The following is a 16,713-nucleotide window of genomic DNA, read 5'->3' as shown; positions in this document are numbered from 1 at the left end:
ACATGGCGTCAGTCGATGAACCTCTGCAGTATTTTCAATATCACCCCCCCAGTGGCTGGGTGGCCGCCGAAACCCGGATGATTGCCGAGATTCCAGTCGGGTTGTTCGTCAACGGCGAATCCTGGCTGACCTTCATGTGTACGCCCACCCATCTGGAAGCGCTGGGAGTTGGATTCCTCTATAATGAAGAGATCATCTCAACTGCGGCGGAAGTCTCGGTGGTTCACGTCTGTGAAAACGGTTGCCAGTTGGACGTGTGGCTCAAACATGACGTCACCAAACCGGACCACTGGCGGCGAACCTCAGGCTGTACGGGCGGTTTTACTGCTACAGAATCGACTCCCATCCGGCCGATCACTCAACCCCTAGAATCGCTGTCGCCCGATATGATCCTGGCCGGCATGGAAGACCTGCTGCGCTCGCAGGAGATCTATCGGACCACGCGCGGCGTGCATTGTTCGATGCTGACCGATGGCGAAGAAAGCCGGATTCTGGCAGAAGATATTGGCCGCCACAATACGCTCGATAAATTGGCCGGCCGGGTACTCCTCGAAAAACCTGATTTGAAACGCCGCCTGGTCTTTACAACCGGCCGGGTCAGCTCGGAAATGCTCCAAAAATCCGCCCGCCTGGATGCCTGCGCCGTCATTTCGCGCACCTCGCCGACCGCGCTATCGGTTCACCTCGCGGATGAACTGGGCATCACCCTGATCGGTTACGCGCGCCGCAATCAGTTCAACGTCTATACGCACGTCGAACGTCTACAACCCTCATCGTTTTCCATTCCGGTCTCGATACCCGACGAGCCGGCCAGCGATACCCGCTAGGCTAATTTGCGCGCCAATACCTCGGCCTGCTGCAATTCCTCCGGGGTGTTGATATTTCGAAATGCGATCCCCAGCGGGTCGTAGCGCCGGACCTCATTCCCCTGCAAATACCGCACATTAACATTCGGAAACCACGAGATGAGCCGTTTCTGGCCCTGCACCAACGCGGCCTTGATTTGAGGCAGGCAGGTCGGCTTGCGATAGACGCAGTGCAGCGGCTCCCAGCCCTCCTCTGACCCCGGGATCACCACATCCTGGTTTTGCTGGACCAGCACATCGATCTGGAATTGCAACAAGTCGAGGCTGGCGAAGGGCATGTCGCAGGCCACGACAGCCACAACCGGGTATTTGGCCGCCCACACGGCGGTATATAAGCCGCCCAACGCGCCCTGTCCCGGGAAGACATCCGCCACCAGGGGAACGCTTAGGGACTCGAGACCCGCCGGCTGGTTCGTGGTAATCAATACTTCATCCGCCAGGGGGCGCAGCCGTTCTATCACGTGCTGCACCAATGGCCGGCCGAGAAAGGAAACCAGAGCCTTGTTGCGGCCCATGCGCCGCGATTCACCGCCAGCTTGTATAACTAAAGTTACCATATTTATATATAATTATAATGCGTTTGCGTTTGGAATTCCATTGACCCGCTACTTATCGAATCCAGGGAAAAAGGAGCAGGCATGACCGAGATCGATCTAACCTTAATCCAGCCCGCACTCGTGGAATTGGGTCCGCAGGGCCAGACGGCGCTATTACCCGCACTACACGCTGCTCAGAACGTCTACGGTTACATTCCGGAAGAGGTGGCGTCCGCCATCGGGAGCGCTTTAAAGGTCCCGCTCGCGGACGTGTTTGGCGTGATCGATTTCTATGCCATGTTCTACCGCGAACCGGTTGCAAAAACGGTCATCCATGTGTGCGGCGACCCGGCCTGCGCCATGGCCGGCGCCGACAGCGTCATGAAAGTGATGACGCAAAAAGTGGAACATCAACGCGGAACACCCCGGGCAGGCGACACCATCACGGTCGAACGCTCCCCCTGCCTGGGATTATGCGACTACGCGCCCGCGCTGCTCATCCAGGGCCAACCGGTTTCCAGGGCTGACACCCGCTCCTGGAAAGATCTAGTCGCCGGTAAAGTTCACCGGCCGTTTTCGATTGTCGGCGGCGATTTGCACTTATTGACGGGCAATTGCGGTAAAGGCCAGATTACGAATATTACAAAATACGAGGAAAGCGGCGGTTATTCCATGCTGCGCAAGGCGCTGGCGCAGCCGCCGTCTGCCATTGTCGACGAGGTAAAGGCGGCCGGCCTGGTCGGTCGCGGTGGGGCCGCTTTTCCGACCGGCGCCAAATGGGAGGCGGTCGCTGCATCGAATTCACCGATCCGGTACGTGGTCTGCAATGCAGACGAAGCCGAACCTGGCACCTTCAAAGACCGGGTGGTGATCGAGGACGATCCACACCGCGTGATCGAAGGGCTGGCAATCTGCGGATATGCGGTCGGCGCTCACCAGGGATACATCTATATTCGCGGCGAATATACCCTGCAGTATTGGATCTTGAATGCCGCGGTTGACGAAGCCCGGCAGGCCGGAGTCCTGGGCAAGAACATTCTGGGCAGTGATTTCGATTTCGACATCGAAATTCGACGCGGCGCCGGAGCGTACATCTGCGGCGAGGAGACTGCCTTATTCGAATCCATCGAAGGCAAGCGCGGTTTCCCACGCGTCAAACCGCCCTTTCCGACCACCTTCGGCCTGTTTGGAAAGCCAACCGTCATCAACAACGTCGAGACGCTTATCAACATCCCCCTCATCCTCCAGCTCGGTTCGGCCGGTTACCGCCAATTTGGCACCGAAAAATCCCCCGGTCCCAAACTTTTCTGCATTTCCGGCGATGTGGTCCATCCCGGCCTGTACGAAGTTCCTTTCGGCGTCACTTTTCGCCATCTGCTTTACGACCTGGCCGGTGGAATGCGGCCGGGGAGCCAATTCCAGGCGGCCTTGTTCGGCGGCGCGGCGGGCGCCTTTGCGGTGGAACAAAACCTGGATGTGCGCCTGACGTTCGAAGATTTACGCGCCGCCGGCCTGCCGCTGGGTTCAGGCGTCATCACCGTTTTCGACCAATCTCGGGATTTACTGGATATTTTGCTGCGCCTGGGGCACTTCTTCGCGGATGAATCCTGCGGGAAGTGTTATCCCTGCCAGTTGGGCACGCAAAGGCAATATGAAATCCTGCAGCGTCTGGCGGACGGTCGCGCGCTGCCGGGCGATAAAGAACGCCTGCTGGATATCGGTTGGACGATGACCGACGCATCCCTGTGCGGGTTGGGTCAAACCGCCGCCTCGGCCGTGCTGAGCGCGATGCGCCTGTGGCCTGAATTGTTCGAATTTCCAAACGCCGTCTCTTCGATAGGAGAACAGGCATGACCGATTCGATTTCCCTGACCATCGATGGTATAACCGTGACCGCGCAACCGGGCACCACCCTTCTAAAGGCTGCCGCAGCGGTTGGAATCGATATACCCACCATTTGTTTCCATGATTACTGCACCGCCAACGCGCTCTGCCGATTCTGCGTGGTCGAAGTGGAAGGTTCGCGCACCCTGGTACCGGCCTGCGTGGCCAAAATCAGCGAAGGGATGAAGGTAAAAACCCAATCCGATCGCGTGCTTCGCGCGCGGCGCACCATCCTGGAAATGCTGGCCGCGACCGTGGATTTGAGCGATTCGCCTGAAATTCAGGCCTACATTTCCGAATACACGGCCCAAGCCGAACGCTTCCCGGGCGCCGAACAACGCGTGTCGCCCGTATTGGATGATAACCCGATGTACATCCGGGATTATTCCAAATGTATCCTGTGCTGGCGCTGCGTGCAGGTTTGCGCGGAGGACGCCCAGTATACCTATGCCATCAATTTTACCGGCCGTGGTTTCGAAACGCAGATCGGCACCTTCTTCGCCAAGCCCATGCCGGAAACGACCTGCGTCTTTTGCGGGCAGTGTGTCGGTGTATGTCCGACCGGCGCGCTCAAGGCCAAACGCCAGTGGCTGCTCGAACAGAGCCTTACACCGGATGAAATCATGTCCCTCACTCGAACCGAACGCCGCCGTAAACGCCGTGAGGTTTCCAGCGAACAGGGATCTGCTTCAGGAGGTTGATCATGTCTCTTTCCGACCGCGTCGTCTCCACCACCTGCCCATTTTGCGGCGTTGGCTGCAACCTTCAATTGCACATCCAGGATGATTTTATCTACAGGGTAACATCTCCTTTTGATTCGGTCGTCAACCACGGCAATTTGTGCGTCAAGGGCCGCTTTGGATACGATTTCATCTACAACCAAAACCGCATCACCACCCCGCTCATCCGCCGCACCCCTCAAAAGCCGGGCAAGCGCACCCAGGCATTCGACCTGTCGGAATGGCGCGAAGCCACCTGGGATGAAGCGTTGGATTTGATCGCCGACCGCTTGACTGAAATCTACCAGCGTGACGGCTCCCGGGCCATGGCCGCCTATTGCTGCGCCAAAGCGACCAACGAAGATAATTACCTTATGGAAAAACTCTTCCGGGCCCTCTTTCGCACCAATCATATCGACCACTGCACTCGTCTATGTCATGCCGCCTCGGTTGTGGCGCTGCAAATGGCGGTCGGTTCATCTGCCATGAGCAACACGGCTGCCGAAGTCATTCAAAACGATGTCTTTATCGTCACCGGTTCGAATACCGCCGAAAACCATCCCATCATCGCGCTTCAGATGAAAGCCGCAGTCCAGAAACACGGCGCCAAATTGATCGTCGTTGATCCGCGCCGGGTGGAAATGGCAAATTACGCCACACTCTGGCTGCCCGAAAAACCGGGCAGCGATATCGCTGTTTTTTCTGCGATGGCCCATGTCATCCTGAAAGAGAAGCTTTACAACCAGGAATTCATCGATCAGCGCACCGAAAATTTTGCCGAATTTGCCGCTTCGATGGAAAAATTCACTCCCGAACATGCCGAGATCGTCTCGGGAGTGGATCGCAATTTGATCATCGAGGCCGCGCGTCTGTACGGGAACGCCAGGAACGGAGCCATCTACTGGTCGCTGGGCATCCCGGAACATTCCCACGGCACAGCCAACGCCCTGGCGCTGATCAACCTGGCGCTGTTGACCGGGAACATCGGCCGGCCGGGCACTGGTCTCAATCCGTTGCGCGGGCAGAACAATGTGCAGGGCGCTTCGGATATGGGCGCCATGCCCTGGCATTACCCCGGATACCAGCGCGTCGATGATGAACAAAACGCGCGCAAATTCGAACAGGCCTGGCACATCGAACCCGGCGGCCTGAACCGGACGCTCGGTTTGACCACCACGGAAATCGTCAGCAGCATCGGGCCAGGCGGCGTGCGTTCGCTCTACATCATGGGCGAGAATCCGATGATGTCCGAACCCAATCTCAACCATACCCGCCACAAACTCGAACAGTTGGAATTCCTGGTCGCGCAGGATATCTTCATCAACGAATCCGGCGCTTTTGCAGATGTCTTTTTGCCGGCGGCTTCGTGGGCTGAGAAGGATGGAACCTTCACCAACACCGACCGGCGCGTACAGCGCGTGCGCCAGGCCATCCAGGCCCGCGGCCAGTCGCGCGCTGATTGGCAGATCGTCTGCGACCTTGCCAGACGGTTGGAAACCCGACTCAAGCGATCCACCAGCGCCGGTTGGAATTACCAGAATCCGGCCGAGGTGATGCGCGAAATCGGCAGCGTCGTTCCGGAATATCGCGGCATCACCTACGAACGCATCGAGAATTTGGGCATTCAAACGCCCACCTGGGATGAAAACCATCCCGGCACGCCCTATTTGTTTGCCGAAACCTTCCCCCGTGGGCGCGGCAAATTCCATCCGCTCGAGGATGCCGGCATGGCCGAGATGCCGGATGAGGATTATCCGCTCATTCTAACCACCGGGCGGGTGCTGGAGCACTGGCATGGCGGAACGCTTACCCGGCATTCCTGGCTGGACGACCTGTTCCCGGAAGCCCTGATGGAAATCCATCCTGCCGATGCCGCCCATTTGAAGATCAATGCAGGCAACGCGGTTCGAGTCACCTCGCGGCGCGGATCCATCGTTCTGCGCGCCATAGTCACCCAAAAAACGACCCCCGGCGTGGTTTTCATTCCCTTCCATTTTGCCGAAGCCGCCGCTAACCTGCTGACGCAGGATATCCTCGACCCGCAGGCCAAGATCCCCGAATATAAAGCCTGCGCAGTTCGCGTTACCCCGGCTGACGAATCGGAATTGACGAATGCACAGGATTATCAGGTTCGGGGAAGGTATTAGGGTCCAAACTTTCTTGAAAGGTGAGCCCGACTTGCGCCAACCTACTGGCTATTGTATGATTTGATAGCAGTTAACAATGCATCCAGGTCCCATGATCAATCCAGAGATCGAAGTTCTTCTAAAAGAAAGCGAAACCAAAGAAAATTCCGGCGATTTAAAAGGCGCTGCTGCGGCCGCCAGAGAAGCGCTGGATTTAGCACGCAACGAACCCGGTAAGGTGGCCTCTCAACGGGTTCTCATGCGGTCGGTCGCCATAGCCTGCCGACTGGGCACCTTTGAGGAAGGCCGCAGGCTGGTGGAAGAAGTGCTGTCTCAGACGCGCTATTCGATGGAAGCGGTCGATGCCCTGATTGCGCTCGGCACCATCGAAGCTGAAACAAACAACCTGCAGAACGCCGAAAAGGATTTTTACGAAGCCGCTGAGATCAGCCGCTCGATTCAATATCCCGCCGGGTTGTCGCACGCATTGCACGATCAGGCCGCAGTGGTTTACTTCATCCAGGGTAAATTCACCCTGGCCCTGGCCGCCATGGAAGAAGCCGACCAGATCAAGTCGGAGGATAGCGGCGAAACCTGGGGCCTTCCTTTCCTGCAGGCTTTAATCTTTCAGACCACCGGCGATCGCAAACGCACGCGTAAAGCGTTGGATGCTTTCCTGCCGCTCGTCCGTCCGGGCACGCGCGCGGCCGGAGGTTATTATTTTCTCTGGTCGCGGTTGTCGCTGGATGAAGAGGAACTCGAAAAAGCCGAGGAATACCTGTATCTGGCGTTGCGGATTGCCAATCAAACCGGAGTTCCCGATTTGAATGTGCGGGTGCGTCTGGAATACAGCCGCCTGTTTCGTCTGCGCGGCGAACCGGCCACCGCCCACACCTGGGCCGAGGACGCCTACCGCTTTGCGCAACGTCTGAACTCGTTCTACCTGAGCGGCAAAGCGCTCGTCGAGCGCGCCCGCACCTCCTGGGAGATGGGCGACCACGCGCAGGCTTTCACCCAAATCGACGACGCCATCCAACAATTCACTGCCATCACGGCCGAGTACAACCTGGCTTACGCGCGCCTGCTGAAGGCGGCCTGGATTTCACTCGAAAATCAGGGCGACGACGCGGAAACCTGGAAGCTGGCGGTCAAAAGCATCCTGCAGGGCGGTTATACTTTCATCCTCGAACGCGAACGGAGACTGGCCTTCCCATTGATTGCGAGCTATCTGCGAAGCCGCGATTCAGCCGCACGCGAACCTGCCGAGGTGTTGCTCCAACAAATCGACAAGATTTCCCCTCCCCCGTTGCGCATCTTCGGTCTGGGCCAATTCCGAGTGCTGCAGGGGCGCCGGCCGGTGCCGGATTCGCTCTGGCAGCGCCGTAAAGCCGGCGAAATGCTGCGCTATCTGTTGCTGCAGCCCGGTCATTCCGCCAGCCGCGAAGTGATCCTGGAGGAATTATGGCCCGATCACCCGCTTTCCACCAGCCAGGATCTGTTTCATCAGGCCACATCGACGCTGCGCCACATTTTGGAGCCCGACCTGCCCGAGAAATTTCCATCCCGATATCTGACGGTGGAAGGCGAGCGCGTATTCGTCAATCTTCCGCACGGCTCGATGGTCGATTTCGAACACTTCGAGCAGGAGCTTCCCATTGCTTTACAATCCCGTCAAATCAGCCGGCTTCAGGAAGCCCTGACGCTTTACACGGACGATCTCTTTCCGATGGACCTCTACCAGGATTGGAGCGCTTCGCGCCGGCAGGAACTGGTGGATCTGTATCTGCATGGTCTGCTCGTCCTCGGACAGGCCTACCTCGAACGCCAGAGTTACGACCAGGCGGCCAATTGCGCCCTCAAAATTCTCCAACGCGATATCTGGAATGAAGATGCCACTTTATTGGGGATGCAAGCCTATCTCGGAATGAACAGCGCTCCCCGGGCTGTGCATCTCTATCAAAAACTAGAGTCGATCCTCAAAGAAGACCTGGACCTCCAGCCGCGTTCCGATTTAAAGCAAATGGTGGCCAGCATCAAGCGCGCCCGTCTGGATAACCCCAACAATCCGGTATAGAATCTCGATCCATCATTGTTGATATCCTCCTATCATTTGTCAGTTAAATGTCAGTAGGAAATGATATTCTGATGCTAGAGATTCATCAATGCGCAGGAAATCGACCTTCCTCCTCACAATACTGCCTGCCGAGACATCAGAAGGCGAACTTCACGGAAATCTTCGAACCGTTGCTGATGGCAGTCAGGCCACTTTTTCCAACCTGGATGAACTCTTCGCGTTGATCCACAAAACAGTCACCGAAAAAGACGAAACCCCCGCGAAGAAACGCACCCCCGTTCGATCCATTCCCACCCAGGCATCCTGAACACCCAATCCCTCGCCCGATTCGTTTTCGATGCGTTTACAGGGGACCGCACCGAAAACAAAGCCCCCCTGGCCGTCATGGCCAGGGGGATTTGATTCTCGATCGGATATATACTTATGGTATTGGGCGAGCCGGAATCAGTGGGGAGGTTGAAAATGAATTTAAAATTCCGCGGCCGCTGCAGACTGGTCATTCTGACCATACTGCTCTTTACGCTGCTGGGTTCGTCAGTTTCTGTCGTTCAATCGGATGCTCCATTTCGGGTCTATCTGCCGGTCATTTTTTCACCCAGAATTCCGCTCCCCGACAGCAGTTTCGAATCGGAAACTGCAACTTGGATCCTGTTCCCGTCCACAGAGCAGCTTATTTACAGCCAACCGGACTTCCCGACGGGGATCGTGCCGCGGACCGGCAGTCATGCGGCCTGGTTGGGATATCATTCAGAGTCGGACCCAACCCTGCAAAATTCCATCAGCCAGCAAATTGTGATTCCTTCTATCGTCCCTCATCTTTCCTTCTGGACGCAGATCCAATCCAAGAAGATATGCGGATCGACCCAGAGCAGATTATCCGTTTATGTAAACGGCCAACTTCAATGGTTGAAGGAGCCCTGCAAAAGCGTCAGTTTCTTCGACTGGAGCCGCCAGATTGTCGACCTCACGCAATTTGCCAATCAGGAGGTGACCCTCACCATTCGAGTCACCCTCGAAGCCGGTGATACGGCCCAGATCTTCCTGGACGATTTCGAGTTTTCTTCGAATTAACCCCTGAACCATAAAAATAGCCGGTTAATTTGCCGCGTGGAGATCGACCGCCCCGAGCCTGTTGGGGGTTGGGCGCTGATTTTCTCCCACCTTTCTTATTTGACAATTTCGATTACCAATCCTACACTAATCCCATGTTAGCTCGTATCTTTTCCTGCGCTGTCATCGGACTCGAGGGCGTAATCGTCGAAGTCGAAGTAGACTTTGGGCAGGGCCTGCCCAAAATGACGATCGTCGGGCTGCCGGATGCGGCCGTGCAGGAAAGCCGCGAACGTGTCTACTCGGCCATCAAGAACGCCGGCCTCGAATATCCGCGCAAGCCGCTGACCGTCAATCTGGCTCCGGCAACGGTGCGCAAGGAAGGGCCATCCTATGACCTCCCGATTGCCCTGGGCGTCCTGGTGGCGACGGAACAAATTTCGGCTGAGAGCTTGGCCGAAACGCTGGTGATCGGTGAACTCTCCCTGGACGGCGCTGTGCGCCATGTTCGCGGCGTCTTGCCCATGGCAGCCGTAGCCCGGCGTGAAGGCTTCCGGCGTGTCTTCGTGCCGCAGTGCGACGCGGCCGAAGCCGCCCTGATTCCCGAGTTGGAAGTCATCCCGGTCGCCAATCTGACCGAACTGGCGAACCACCTGTTGGGCAATGTCATCATTCCCTCTCACCCTCCTGTCGACGTCGAACAGATGGAGCCTCCGGTGCAGGTCGATTTTCGAGAGATCAAAGGCCAGGAGCACGTCAAGCGCGCGCTCGAAATCGCTGCAGCGGGCGGACACAACATATTGATGATCGGGCCACCCGGCGCCGGCAAGACGCTGCTGGCGCGCGCCATGCCCGCCATTTTGCCGCATCTATCGATCGACGAAGCTCTGGATGTGACCCGCATCTATTCCATCGCCGATCAACTACCGGCGGATGTGCCGCTGGTGCAGACCCGTCCATTCCGCGCGCCGCACCACACCATCAGCCATGCCGGCCTGGTCGGCGGTGGAAACGTCCCCCACCCCGGCGAAATATCGCTGGCGCACCGCGGCGTGCTTTTCCTGGACGAACTGCCCGAATTTGGCCCGCGCGTTCTGGAAGTCCTGCGCCAGCCCATCGAGGATAAATTGGTCACTATCAGCCGCGCCCAGGGATCGCTCACTTTCCCGGCCAATTTTCAGATGGTGGCCGCCATGAACCCCTGCCCATGCGGTTTTTTCGGCGACCCGCTTAAAGCATGCACCTGCTCACCCGGGGTGGTCACCAAATATCAGAAACGCATCTCCGGGCCGCTGCTCGACCGCATCGATATCTACGTCGAAGTGCCGCGCGTTGCGTACGATAAACTCAGCGATGCCCGCCTGGGTGAATCCTCCGCAACGGTCCGTGCCCGGGTCGAGGCCGCCCGCCAGATTCAGCGCGAGCGCTTTGGGAGACTGGACCCGGAAAAGGAACCCCAGGCTGCCATCATGAACAATGCCGACATGCGCGTGGGTGAGGTCCGCCAATTTTGCGGGCTGGATGACGCCGGCCGCGCCCTCATGCGCACCGCCATGAATCAACTGCAGCTCTCCGCGCGCGCTTATCACCGCGTGCTCAAACTGGCCCGCACCATCGCTGATCTGGCCGCCGCCAAACAAATCGCGCCGGCGCACCTGGCCGAAGCGTTGCAATATCGGCCGCGATTATCAGCAGATTAATATTCGCACACAAAAGCCTGCCGGGGATTTCGCGGCAGGCTTTGGCATTCATTCTCTCAAACTTCAATCCAGATATGCAGCGATCCAGCCAAGCACCTCTGGCAGATCGATGCGGTGGTTTAGTGAAGTGATCCGCCCGCACAGGCGTCCCTCGTACCCCAGGCGGTAACCGCCGGTGTGCACGGCGACCACCGTATCCGGATAGGCGCTGCTGACATCCAGGAAGATGCCGGAACCCGAATCGCCTCCGCAGCCGCCTCCAAAATTTTTACTGGGGGCATTGATCAACATCAACCAGCGCGCATCCTGCGTGCCGACGGTTCCCTGGCTGGGGCTGTAAAGCTGTTCAGATACTTTGCGGACGAAATCATAGTTGCGCGTGTATGGACCACCTCCGACGGTGACGCCGTTCTGGCCGTAGCCCACATCGAAGAAGTGTTCATCGGTCTGGCCGGTCGTTCCGACTAGTTCATCGACCACACCGGCCATAGGCAGCTCGGCAGGCGTGATCCCCACCGCCGGTTCATCCAGGAAGACCAGGCCGTAATCCCAGGTAAACGGCCAGGCTGCATCATCGTATCCCGGATGGGTCACCCAGGCGTGGGTCGTATACCAGGTTCCCTGCCCCGGGATCGGGACCCAGGTTTCGGCGTCCACGCTGGCTGCGGCATCGAACGTGATCCAAACTTCGGGGATGCCCGCCGCGGTCCAAAAACTGGTGCAGTGGCCCGCCGTCAGAACGACATTTGCAGCGATCAATGTGCCAGAGCAAAAGGTGTACCCCGGGACGATCAGCAGGGCCCCATACGGATGCCCATTTCCATCCGGCTGGCCGCCTGTGATGGCCGCAGCCGGTGTTGTTACACAGACAATCAGAATCAACGCAAGCGTCAGCGGAAGAAGTCCTTTTTTCATCATGAACCTCCCTGATTCAGAATTGTTTTCCAGGTTCCCGACAGTGGGAATATTTAATAAATAACATATTCGATCATTGAATTCAACAATCGAAATCCAGTTTATTCTTAGCGTTTCTTTATAAATGAAGAAAATTGCTCGATCCAAATGAAAGAATACGGCCGCGCGGCCGTATTTCTGCGCGAAATTCTTCCGAATCAGGGCGAACAGTTGTCGGGCACGCTTCGCAATCGTAAACCGGCAGCCCGGACAATGTTTTATTGGGGTATCTGTTGGATGAGCGGCAGAAACAGGTATTTGGGCGGTACGCCGGATATGACGATCGAGGTCGCATTTTCATGATGGATGCGCATGACCGTTGGCAGATCTCCCGGAGCGCCCAGCGTGAAGCCCGTCTGTGTCTCCAGGTCCGAAATACTGTTCAGGCGCTGCAAAGGCACGCCATTTGCGGTAACACTCAGGGGCATAAAGCTGGTGATTTTCAGTTTTTCCTGGGCGGAGCCATCGAAGGTGCGATATTCTATTCTATCCGGCTGATAACGAATGAATTTGATAATCGACGAGGTTCGCAGCAAATGATCCTGGTCGTCCGGCGCCAACCAAGGCGCGGCGGCCATAGCTCGCAAGTAATGACGCACGTAATCGCCGTAACCATCCGTGAGCCAGATATTGTCGTACGGATACCGGTTCTTGCCATCGAAATCCACCGAATACGTTGCCCAGCTCAGTTGGCGCACCGAATTCGTTACCCGGCTGGTGTCGCCGGTCAATTCGGCATAGCGCAATTCCATCGATGCCTGCCGGCTGTTATGGCTGTTTCCAGGCTTGCGGTAACCGGTTTGCTCGTCGATCAGTTCCACCCCGTAGTCGATCCATCCGAGGTTGTCCAGCGCGGCATAGGGCCAATCCAGGGCTGAACGAGCATCCGCCTGCCAGGTCGGCCCCCAGAGATCCCGGTGGTCCATGATGTACATCGCCAGGGTCACCGCGTTGGTTTGTGTGATCGACCAGCCCGGTCCGTCTTCGAAGAACGGCCCCCACTGGTTATTATGAACGGGATAAGTACGCAGCCAGTTCAAGACTTTGGTATGGGCGGTCTGGTAATCAGCAATGTTACCCTGGCCCAGACCCTCCAGGCCTTCCCACAGCATCAGCAACCCCGTCCAATAGGTGGTGTATGGATTTCCGCCAACCGGCAGTTCGCCGGTCTTGGTATTCACCCGGTACGGCAGGGGTGAGGTTACCTCGTCCCCGGCCTGGGTATGGTTGGCCAGGGTATTGGCGATTTTTACCGCCGCCTGGAGATAACGGGTGTTTCCCGTGATTTTGTACAGGTTCACCAGCTCATAGCCAAAGGATCCCGCCTTGTCGAGCATGGTGAAATTCTCATGGAAGATCATGTCCCCGTCCATTTTATCCAGCCGGGTAACATTGTAAGGATAGGGCAGATTTGGCCATAAATCCGTCGCCGGCGACATACCGTTATCCAGAACGTGGTTCGCAATCAAGACCATATCATCCAGCGCGCGCGTGTCTCCAGTATACGCATAGTACAAAGTCCAGGAGGATATGGCCATTGCCAGTTGATCGCCGCCCAGGCCCTTCGGGTCGTAATCGGGTTCCGAAGTCGACTGCCAGATCTGGTGCATCAGGTAATACGGCAGGTCCGGTTCCGCCGGATTGCGTTCCATATTCAACCACCATTCGAAAACCAGGTGGAGCATATGGTCGTACGAATTGCACAGATTGCTCGGGTCGTACCAGGGCAGAATCATATTCTGCTCATCCACCCGGATCATATGGTAGATGAGATAATTCTCAGTTTCATGCCAGGCGTTGGTGGTAAAACAACCGCCCTCCGCGCCGGACGCATTGCTTGTATCCGCTGCCTGGGTTGGGCTGCCGGTTGGATCAGGCGTGGTGGAGATCGCTGCTTGAACAGGCGATACCAGCGTCCCAAAGGTCGCAGTTAGAAAAAAAAGCAGGCACGCCAGCGCGCCGGTAAATCGTTTCATGTCCATATCCGGATCGTCAATCCAAAAACGAAATCTACGAATAAGCTGTATTATACCGGATATAGGTTAATCAATTGTACGCCGCCAGAGAACCAGGTTTCGTTCCCGAAATCGCCGGTCGAACCGGATCGGGGTTTTGCGCATGCAACCGCCCGCCAGAGTTCTCCGGTGTTGATTAGGGCTATATTATAATCAGAGTAAATCCCTTCCCGCCTCGAGGTTCGTGTCATGCCGCGTGAATCACTCGGTTATGTCCGTATGGTCTGGTATTGCCCCAATTGTCAGAGCAAGAATCCTGGAAATTTCCGTTTTTGCCGGGGTTGTGGGGCCGCCCAACCGGCCAATGTCGAATTCCAAAAAGACGATCAGGACGTCCTGGTCACCGACGCCAAAGAAATCGAGCAGGCCGAACTGGGCGCAGATATTCACTGCGGTTATTGCGGCGCTCGCAACCCGGCCAACGCCAGGGAATGCCTTGCCTGCGGCGCCGATCTGGCGACGGGGACGCCTCGCGCCAGCGGAACAATGGCCGGTGCGTTGAACACCGGACCGGTTGCCATGCAAAACTGCCCGGCCTGCGGTTCGCCCAACCCGGCCACTGCATTGACCTGTTCCAAATGCGGCGCCAGCCTGAAATCCGCGCCCGCGCAGGCCCAACCGTCTCTGGCAAAGCCCGCTTCGTTCCCCAAATGGCTGCCCTTCGCTTTCATCGGGCTGACCATTCTCTGCATTCTGCTGGCCGTCATCCTAACCCGCACCACCGATCAAATCGGCACCGTCTCCGCGCTTGCCTGGCAGCGCAGTTATCCCATTCTGGCGCAACGAGCCGTCGAACATGAGGATTGGAAAGATCAGATTCCCCAGGACGCGATCCTCGGCGTGTGTGAGGAACGAAAAGCCGGCGTCTCCGACCAACCCACGGATCGATCCGTAAAGGTGTGTGGAACGCCATATACCATCGACAAGGGCAATGGTTATTCCGAAGTCGTTCAGGATTGCCAGTATGAAGTCTATGCCGATTATTGCAGCTATACCGTTCAGGAATGGGTAACGGTCGATAACATAACCACCAGCGGCTCGGATTTGAACCCCTACTGGCCGCAACTCAACCTCGCGGCCGACCAGCGCGCCGGGGATGGCAGCGAACAATATCGCATTACTTTTTCCACGGAAGACGGCAATGTCACTTACGAGACCGCAGATGCCGCATTGTTTGGCGCGGCGGAACCCGGCAGCCGCTGGACTTTGCGCATCAATTCGCTGGGGGAGATCGTTACCATCGAGCCGGCCCCGTGAAAAAAGTCGTCAATCCGGATCATCCGATTGACAACCTTCCTCGAATTTCCTATACTGGATTCAGGCACAGCGCTTGAATCCCGGCCTGGCTGCCAAAGCCAAGAACATTCCGAAGTCATATACGGGCCGTCTGCAATTTGCAGGCGGCTGTTTTCTTAACGGCCGGCCTGCCGAGGAGGTTCACGATGTTGAAACTCGACCTGACCGAAGAAGAACGCCAGACTCTGGTTTATCTGCTCGAAGATTGCATCGCTGACCTGAAAGAGGAAATCCACGAGACCGATCGGGCGGATTACAAGGATATGCTCAAGCATCGCAGGGATGTGCTCCAAAAGCTCTGGCAGGCATTGCAGCCCATATCGGAAACCGGATGAACCCTTTTTTGCAAATTCCCGACGGATCCTGAAAGGTCGACTTACACCTTCCAGCGATTATTTTGTTGACGGTCGGGCCGGTGATCATACGTACCCGACCGGCAAGGATCCGCTCCGGTGAATCGTTCAAGGCCCGAGATCGTCTTTGTACACCCCCCGCGACTGCAACCATTCTGCAATCGAAAGTCTCTGCTATAAATCTTGCATTTGTAGTAATATTTATATAATAATTTTCTTCTTATTAAAATTGAGGTGCTTCTATGAGAACTGGGCGATCCACCAGCAAAGTGGGGGTGTATGTTGATGTTGCCTATGTATATATCAATGGCGGCTCAAAAATGCAATATGATGTTCTCCGTGAGTTCGCCTGTCGGGATTTCGCCGACCCCATGCGCATGAACGCCTACGTTACCTTTGACAGCGATCGCGCTGAAAGGGACGAGGTTTATCGTAAGGGGGCGACAAGTTTCCATTCTGCGTTACGAGATATCGGTTATAAAGTAATCGTCAAAGAAATTCAATGGTTCAAAGATGAATCAGGCATTCGGTATGGAAAAGCCAATGCGGATCTCGACCTGGCCGTAGATGCGCTGCTTCAGTCTGAAAATCTGGACCGGGTCCTCATCGTCAGCGGCGACGGGGATTTCGTCCAGGTGGTACGCGCACTTCAGAATAAAGGTTGCCGTGTCGAGGTTGTGGGTCTGGATAACGTTTCTTCGAAACTACGCTACGAATCCGATTTCTTCATTTCCGGTTATCTGATTCCCAACCTGATTCCGGTCACCATGCGCAAACCCGATTCACCCGCCTGGGGCGAAATCAACAGCCGGGTGCGCGGCTGGTGCTACTGGCACACCGATCAGGGCTACGGTTTCATGCGATTCCTGAAGGAGATCAGCCCTCAGCTCTGGCAAACCGATACCCGTAATCCGGATTCGGCCTACGGAACCGCGTTCTTCCACGATTCGAACCTTCCGGAAGGCATTCGCCCCACCGGATTACCCTCCCGGAACTTCATCTTCGAATTCGAGCTGGTGCGATCCGAAAAATACGACCGCCTCCAGGCTCAGGATATCGAACTGGTCAGCCGATTTTAGCTACGCCTGATCGCCAAACGGATCCTCGATTCGAAAATCAACGACAGGGTAATCCATTATT

13 protein-coding genes are annotated in these 16,713 nt (G+C 56.6%); 10 read left to right on the top strand and 3 right to left on the bottom strand.

The annotated features are described in order from the left end of the window. Positions 1-2: 2 nt before the first annotated feature. Positions 3-827, top strand: a complete 825-nt coding sequence (gene fdhD, locus LARV_RS10370; protein ID WP_075073570.1) for a formate dehydrogenase accessory sulfurtransferase FdhD — start codon at positions 3-5, stop codon at positions 825-827. Here the strand turns inward: fdhD and mobA are convergent. Then, the gene (gene mobA / locus LARV_RS10365) at positions 824-1,423 is read right to left on the bottom strand and encodes a molybdenum cofactor guanylyltransferase (RefSeq protein ID WP_075073569.1); all 600 of its coding nucleotides are present in this window, start codon (positions 1,421-1,423) and stop codon (positions 824-826) included. The genes fdhD and mobA overlap by 4 nt on opposite strands. An 81-nt stretch (positions 1,424-1,504) precedes the next feature. On the opposite strand from mobA, the gene LARV_RS10360 reads away from it, so the two are divergent. The 6 genes from LARV_RS10360 to LARV_RS10330 all read left to right on the top strand — a co-directional run bounded on the left by LARV_RS10360 (position 1,505) and on the right by LARV_RS10330 (position 10,955). Next, a complete protein-coding gene (locus LARV_RS10360; protein ID WP_075073568.1) occupies positions 1,505-3,256 on the top strand; it encodes an NAD(P)H-dependent oxidoreductase subunit E in 1,752 nt (583 codons plus the stop codon). Further along, complete coding sequence (locus LARV_RS10355) at positions 3,253-3,987, top strand: 2Fe-2S iron-sulfur cluster-binding protein (RefSeq protein WP_075073567.1); 735 nt, start codon at positions 3,253-3,255, stop codon at positions 3,985-3,987. Before LARV_RS10360 ends, LARV_RS10355 begins: the two co-directional genes overlap by 4 nt. Before the next feature lie 2 nt (positions 3,988-3,989). Further along, the gene (gene fdhF / locus LARV_RS10350) at positions 3,990-6,152 is read left to right on the top strand and encodes a formate dehydrogenase subunit alpha (protein ID WP_075073566.1); all 2,163 of its coding nucleotides are present in this window, start codon (positions 3,990-3,992) and stop codon (positions 6,150-6,152) included. A 76-nt stretch (positions 6,153-6,228) separates the two neighbouring features. Beyond that, positions 6,229-8,205 (top strand): BTAD domain-containing putative transcriptional regulator, encoded by a 1,977-nt coding sequence (locus tag LARV_RS10345; protein WP_075073565.1) that lies wholly within the window; start codon positions 6,229-6,231, stop codon positions 8,203-8,205. 462 nt (positions 8,206-8,667) lie between these two features. Continuing rightward, positions 8,668-9,276, top strand: a complete 609-nt coding sequence (locus LARV_RS10335; RefSeq protein WP_075073563.1) for a hypothetical protein — start codon at positions 8,668-8,670, stop codon at positions 9,274-9,276. 134 nt (positions 9,277-9,410) lie between these two features. Next, entirely contained in the window at positions 9,411-10,955 is a 1,545-nt protein-coding gene (locus LARV_RS10330) for a YifB family Mg chelatase-like AAA ATPase (protein ID WP_075075192.1), read from the top strand. Positions 10,956-11,018: 63 nt separating this feature from the next. Here the strand turns inward: LARV_RS10330 and LARV_RS10325 are convergent, their stop codons facing one another. After that, complete coding sequence (locus LARV_RS10325) at positions 11,019-11,870, bottom strand: trypsin-like serine protease (protein WP_075073562.1); 852 nt, start codon at positions 11,868-11,870, stop codon at positions 11,019-11,021. Positions 11,871-12,127: 257 nt separating this feature from the next. After that, on the bottom strand, positions 12,128-13,885 hold the full coding sequence (locus tag LARV_RS10320; protein ID WP_075073561.1) for a hypothetical protein: 1,758 nt from the start codon (positions 13,883-13,885) through the stop codon (positions 12,128-12,130). A gap of 228 nt (positions 13,886-14,113) precedes the next feature. Here LARV_RS10320 and LARV_RS10315 point away from each other — a divergent pair, with 228 nt between their 5' ends. The 3 genes from LARV_RS10315 (at position 14,114) to LARV_RS10305 (ending at position 16,652) form a co-directional block, all read left to right on the top strand. Then, a complete protein-coding gene (locus LARV_RS10315; protein WP_075073560.1) occupies positions 14,114-15,181 on the top strand; it encodes a zinc ribbon domain-containing protein in 1,068 nt (355 codons plus the stop codon). Between the two features lie 185 nt (positions 15,182-15,366). After that, on the top strand, positions 15,367-15,555 hold the full coding sequence (locus LARV_RS10310; RefSeq protein ID WP_075073559.1) for a hypothetical protein: 189 nt from the start codon (positions 15,367-15,369) through the stop codon (positions 15,553-15,555). A gap of 260 nt (positions 15,556-15,815) precedes the next feature. Next, complete coding sequence (locus LARV_RS10305) at positions 15,816-16,652, top strand: LabA-like NYN domain-containing protein (protein ID WP_075073558.1); 837 nt, start codon at positions 15,816-15,818, stop codon at positions 16,650-16,652. The last annotated feature ends 61 nt before the right edge of the window (positions 16,653-16,713 follow it).

It is taken from the genome of Longilinea arvoryzae, assembly GCF_001050235.1.
GTDB lineage: Bacteria > Chloroflexota > Anaerolineae > Anaerolineales > Anaerolineaceae > Longilinea > Longilinea arvoryzae.
Note: the sequence above shows the minus strand (reverse complement) of the source record. Positions and strands in the feature narration are given on the sequence as shown.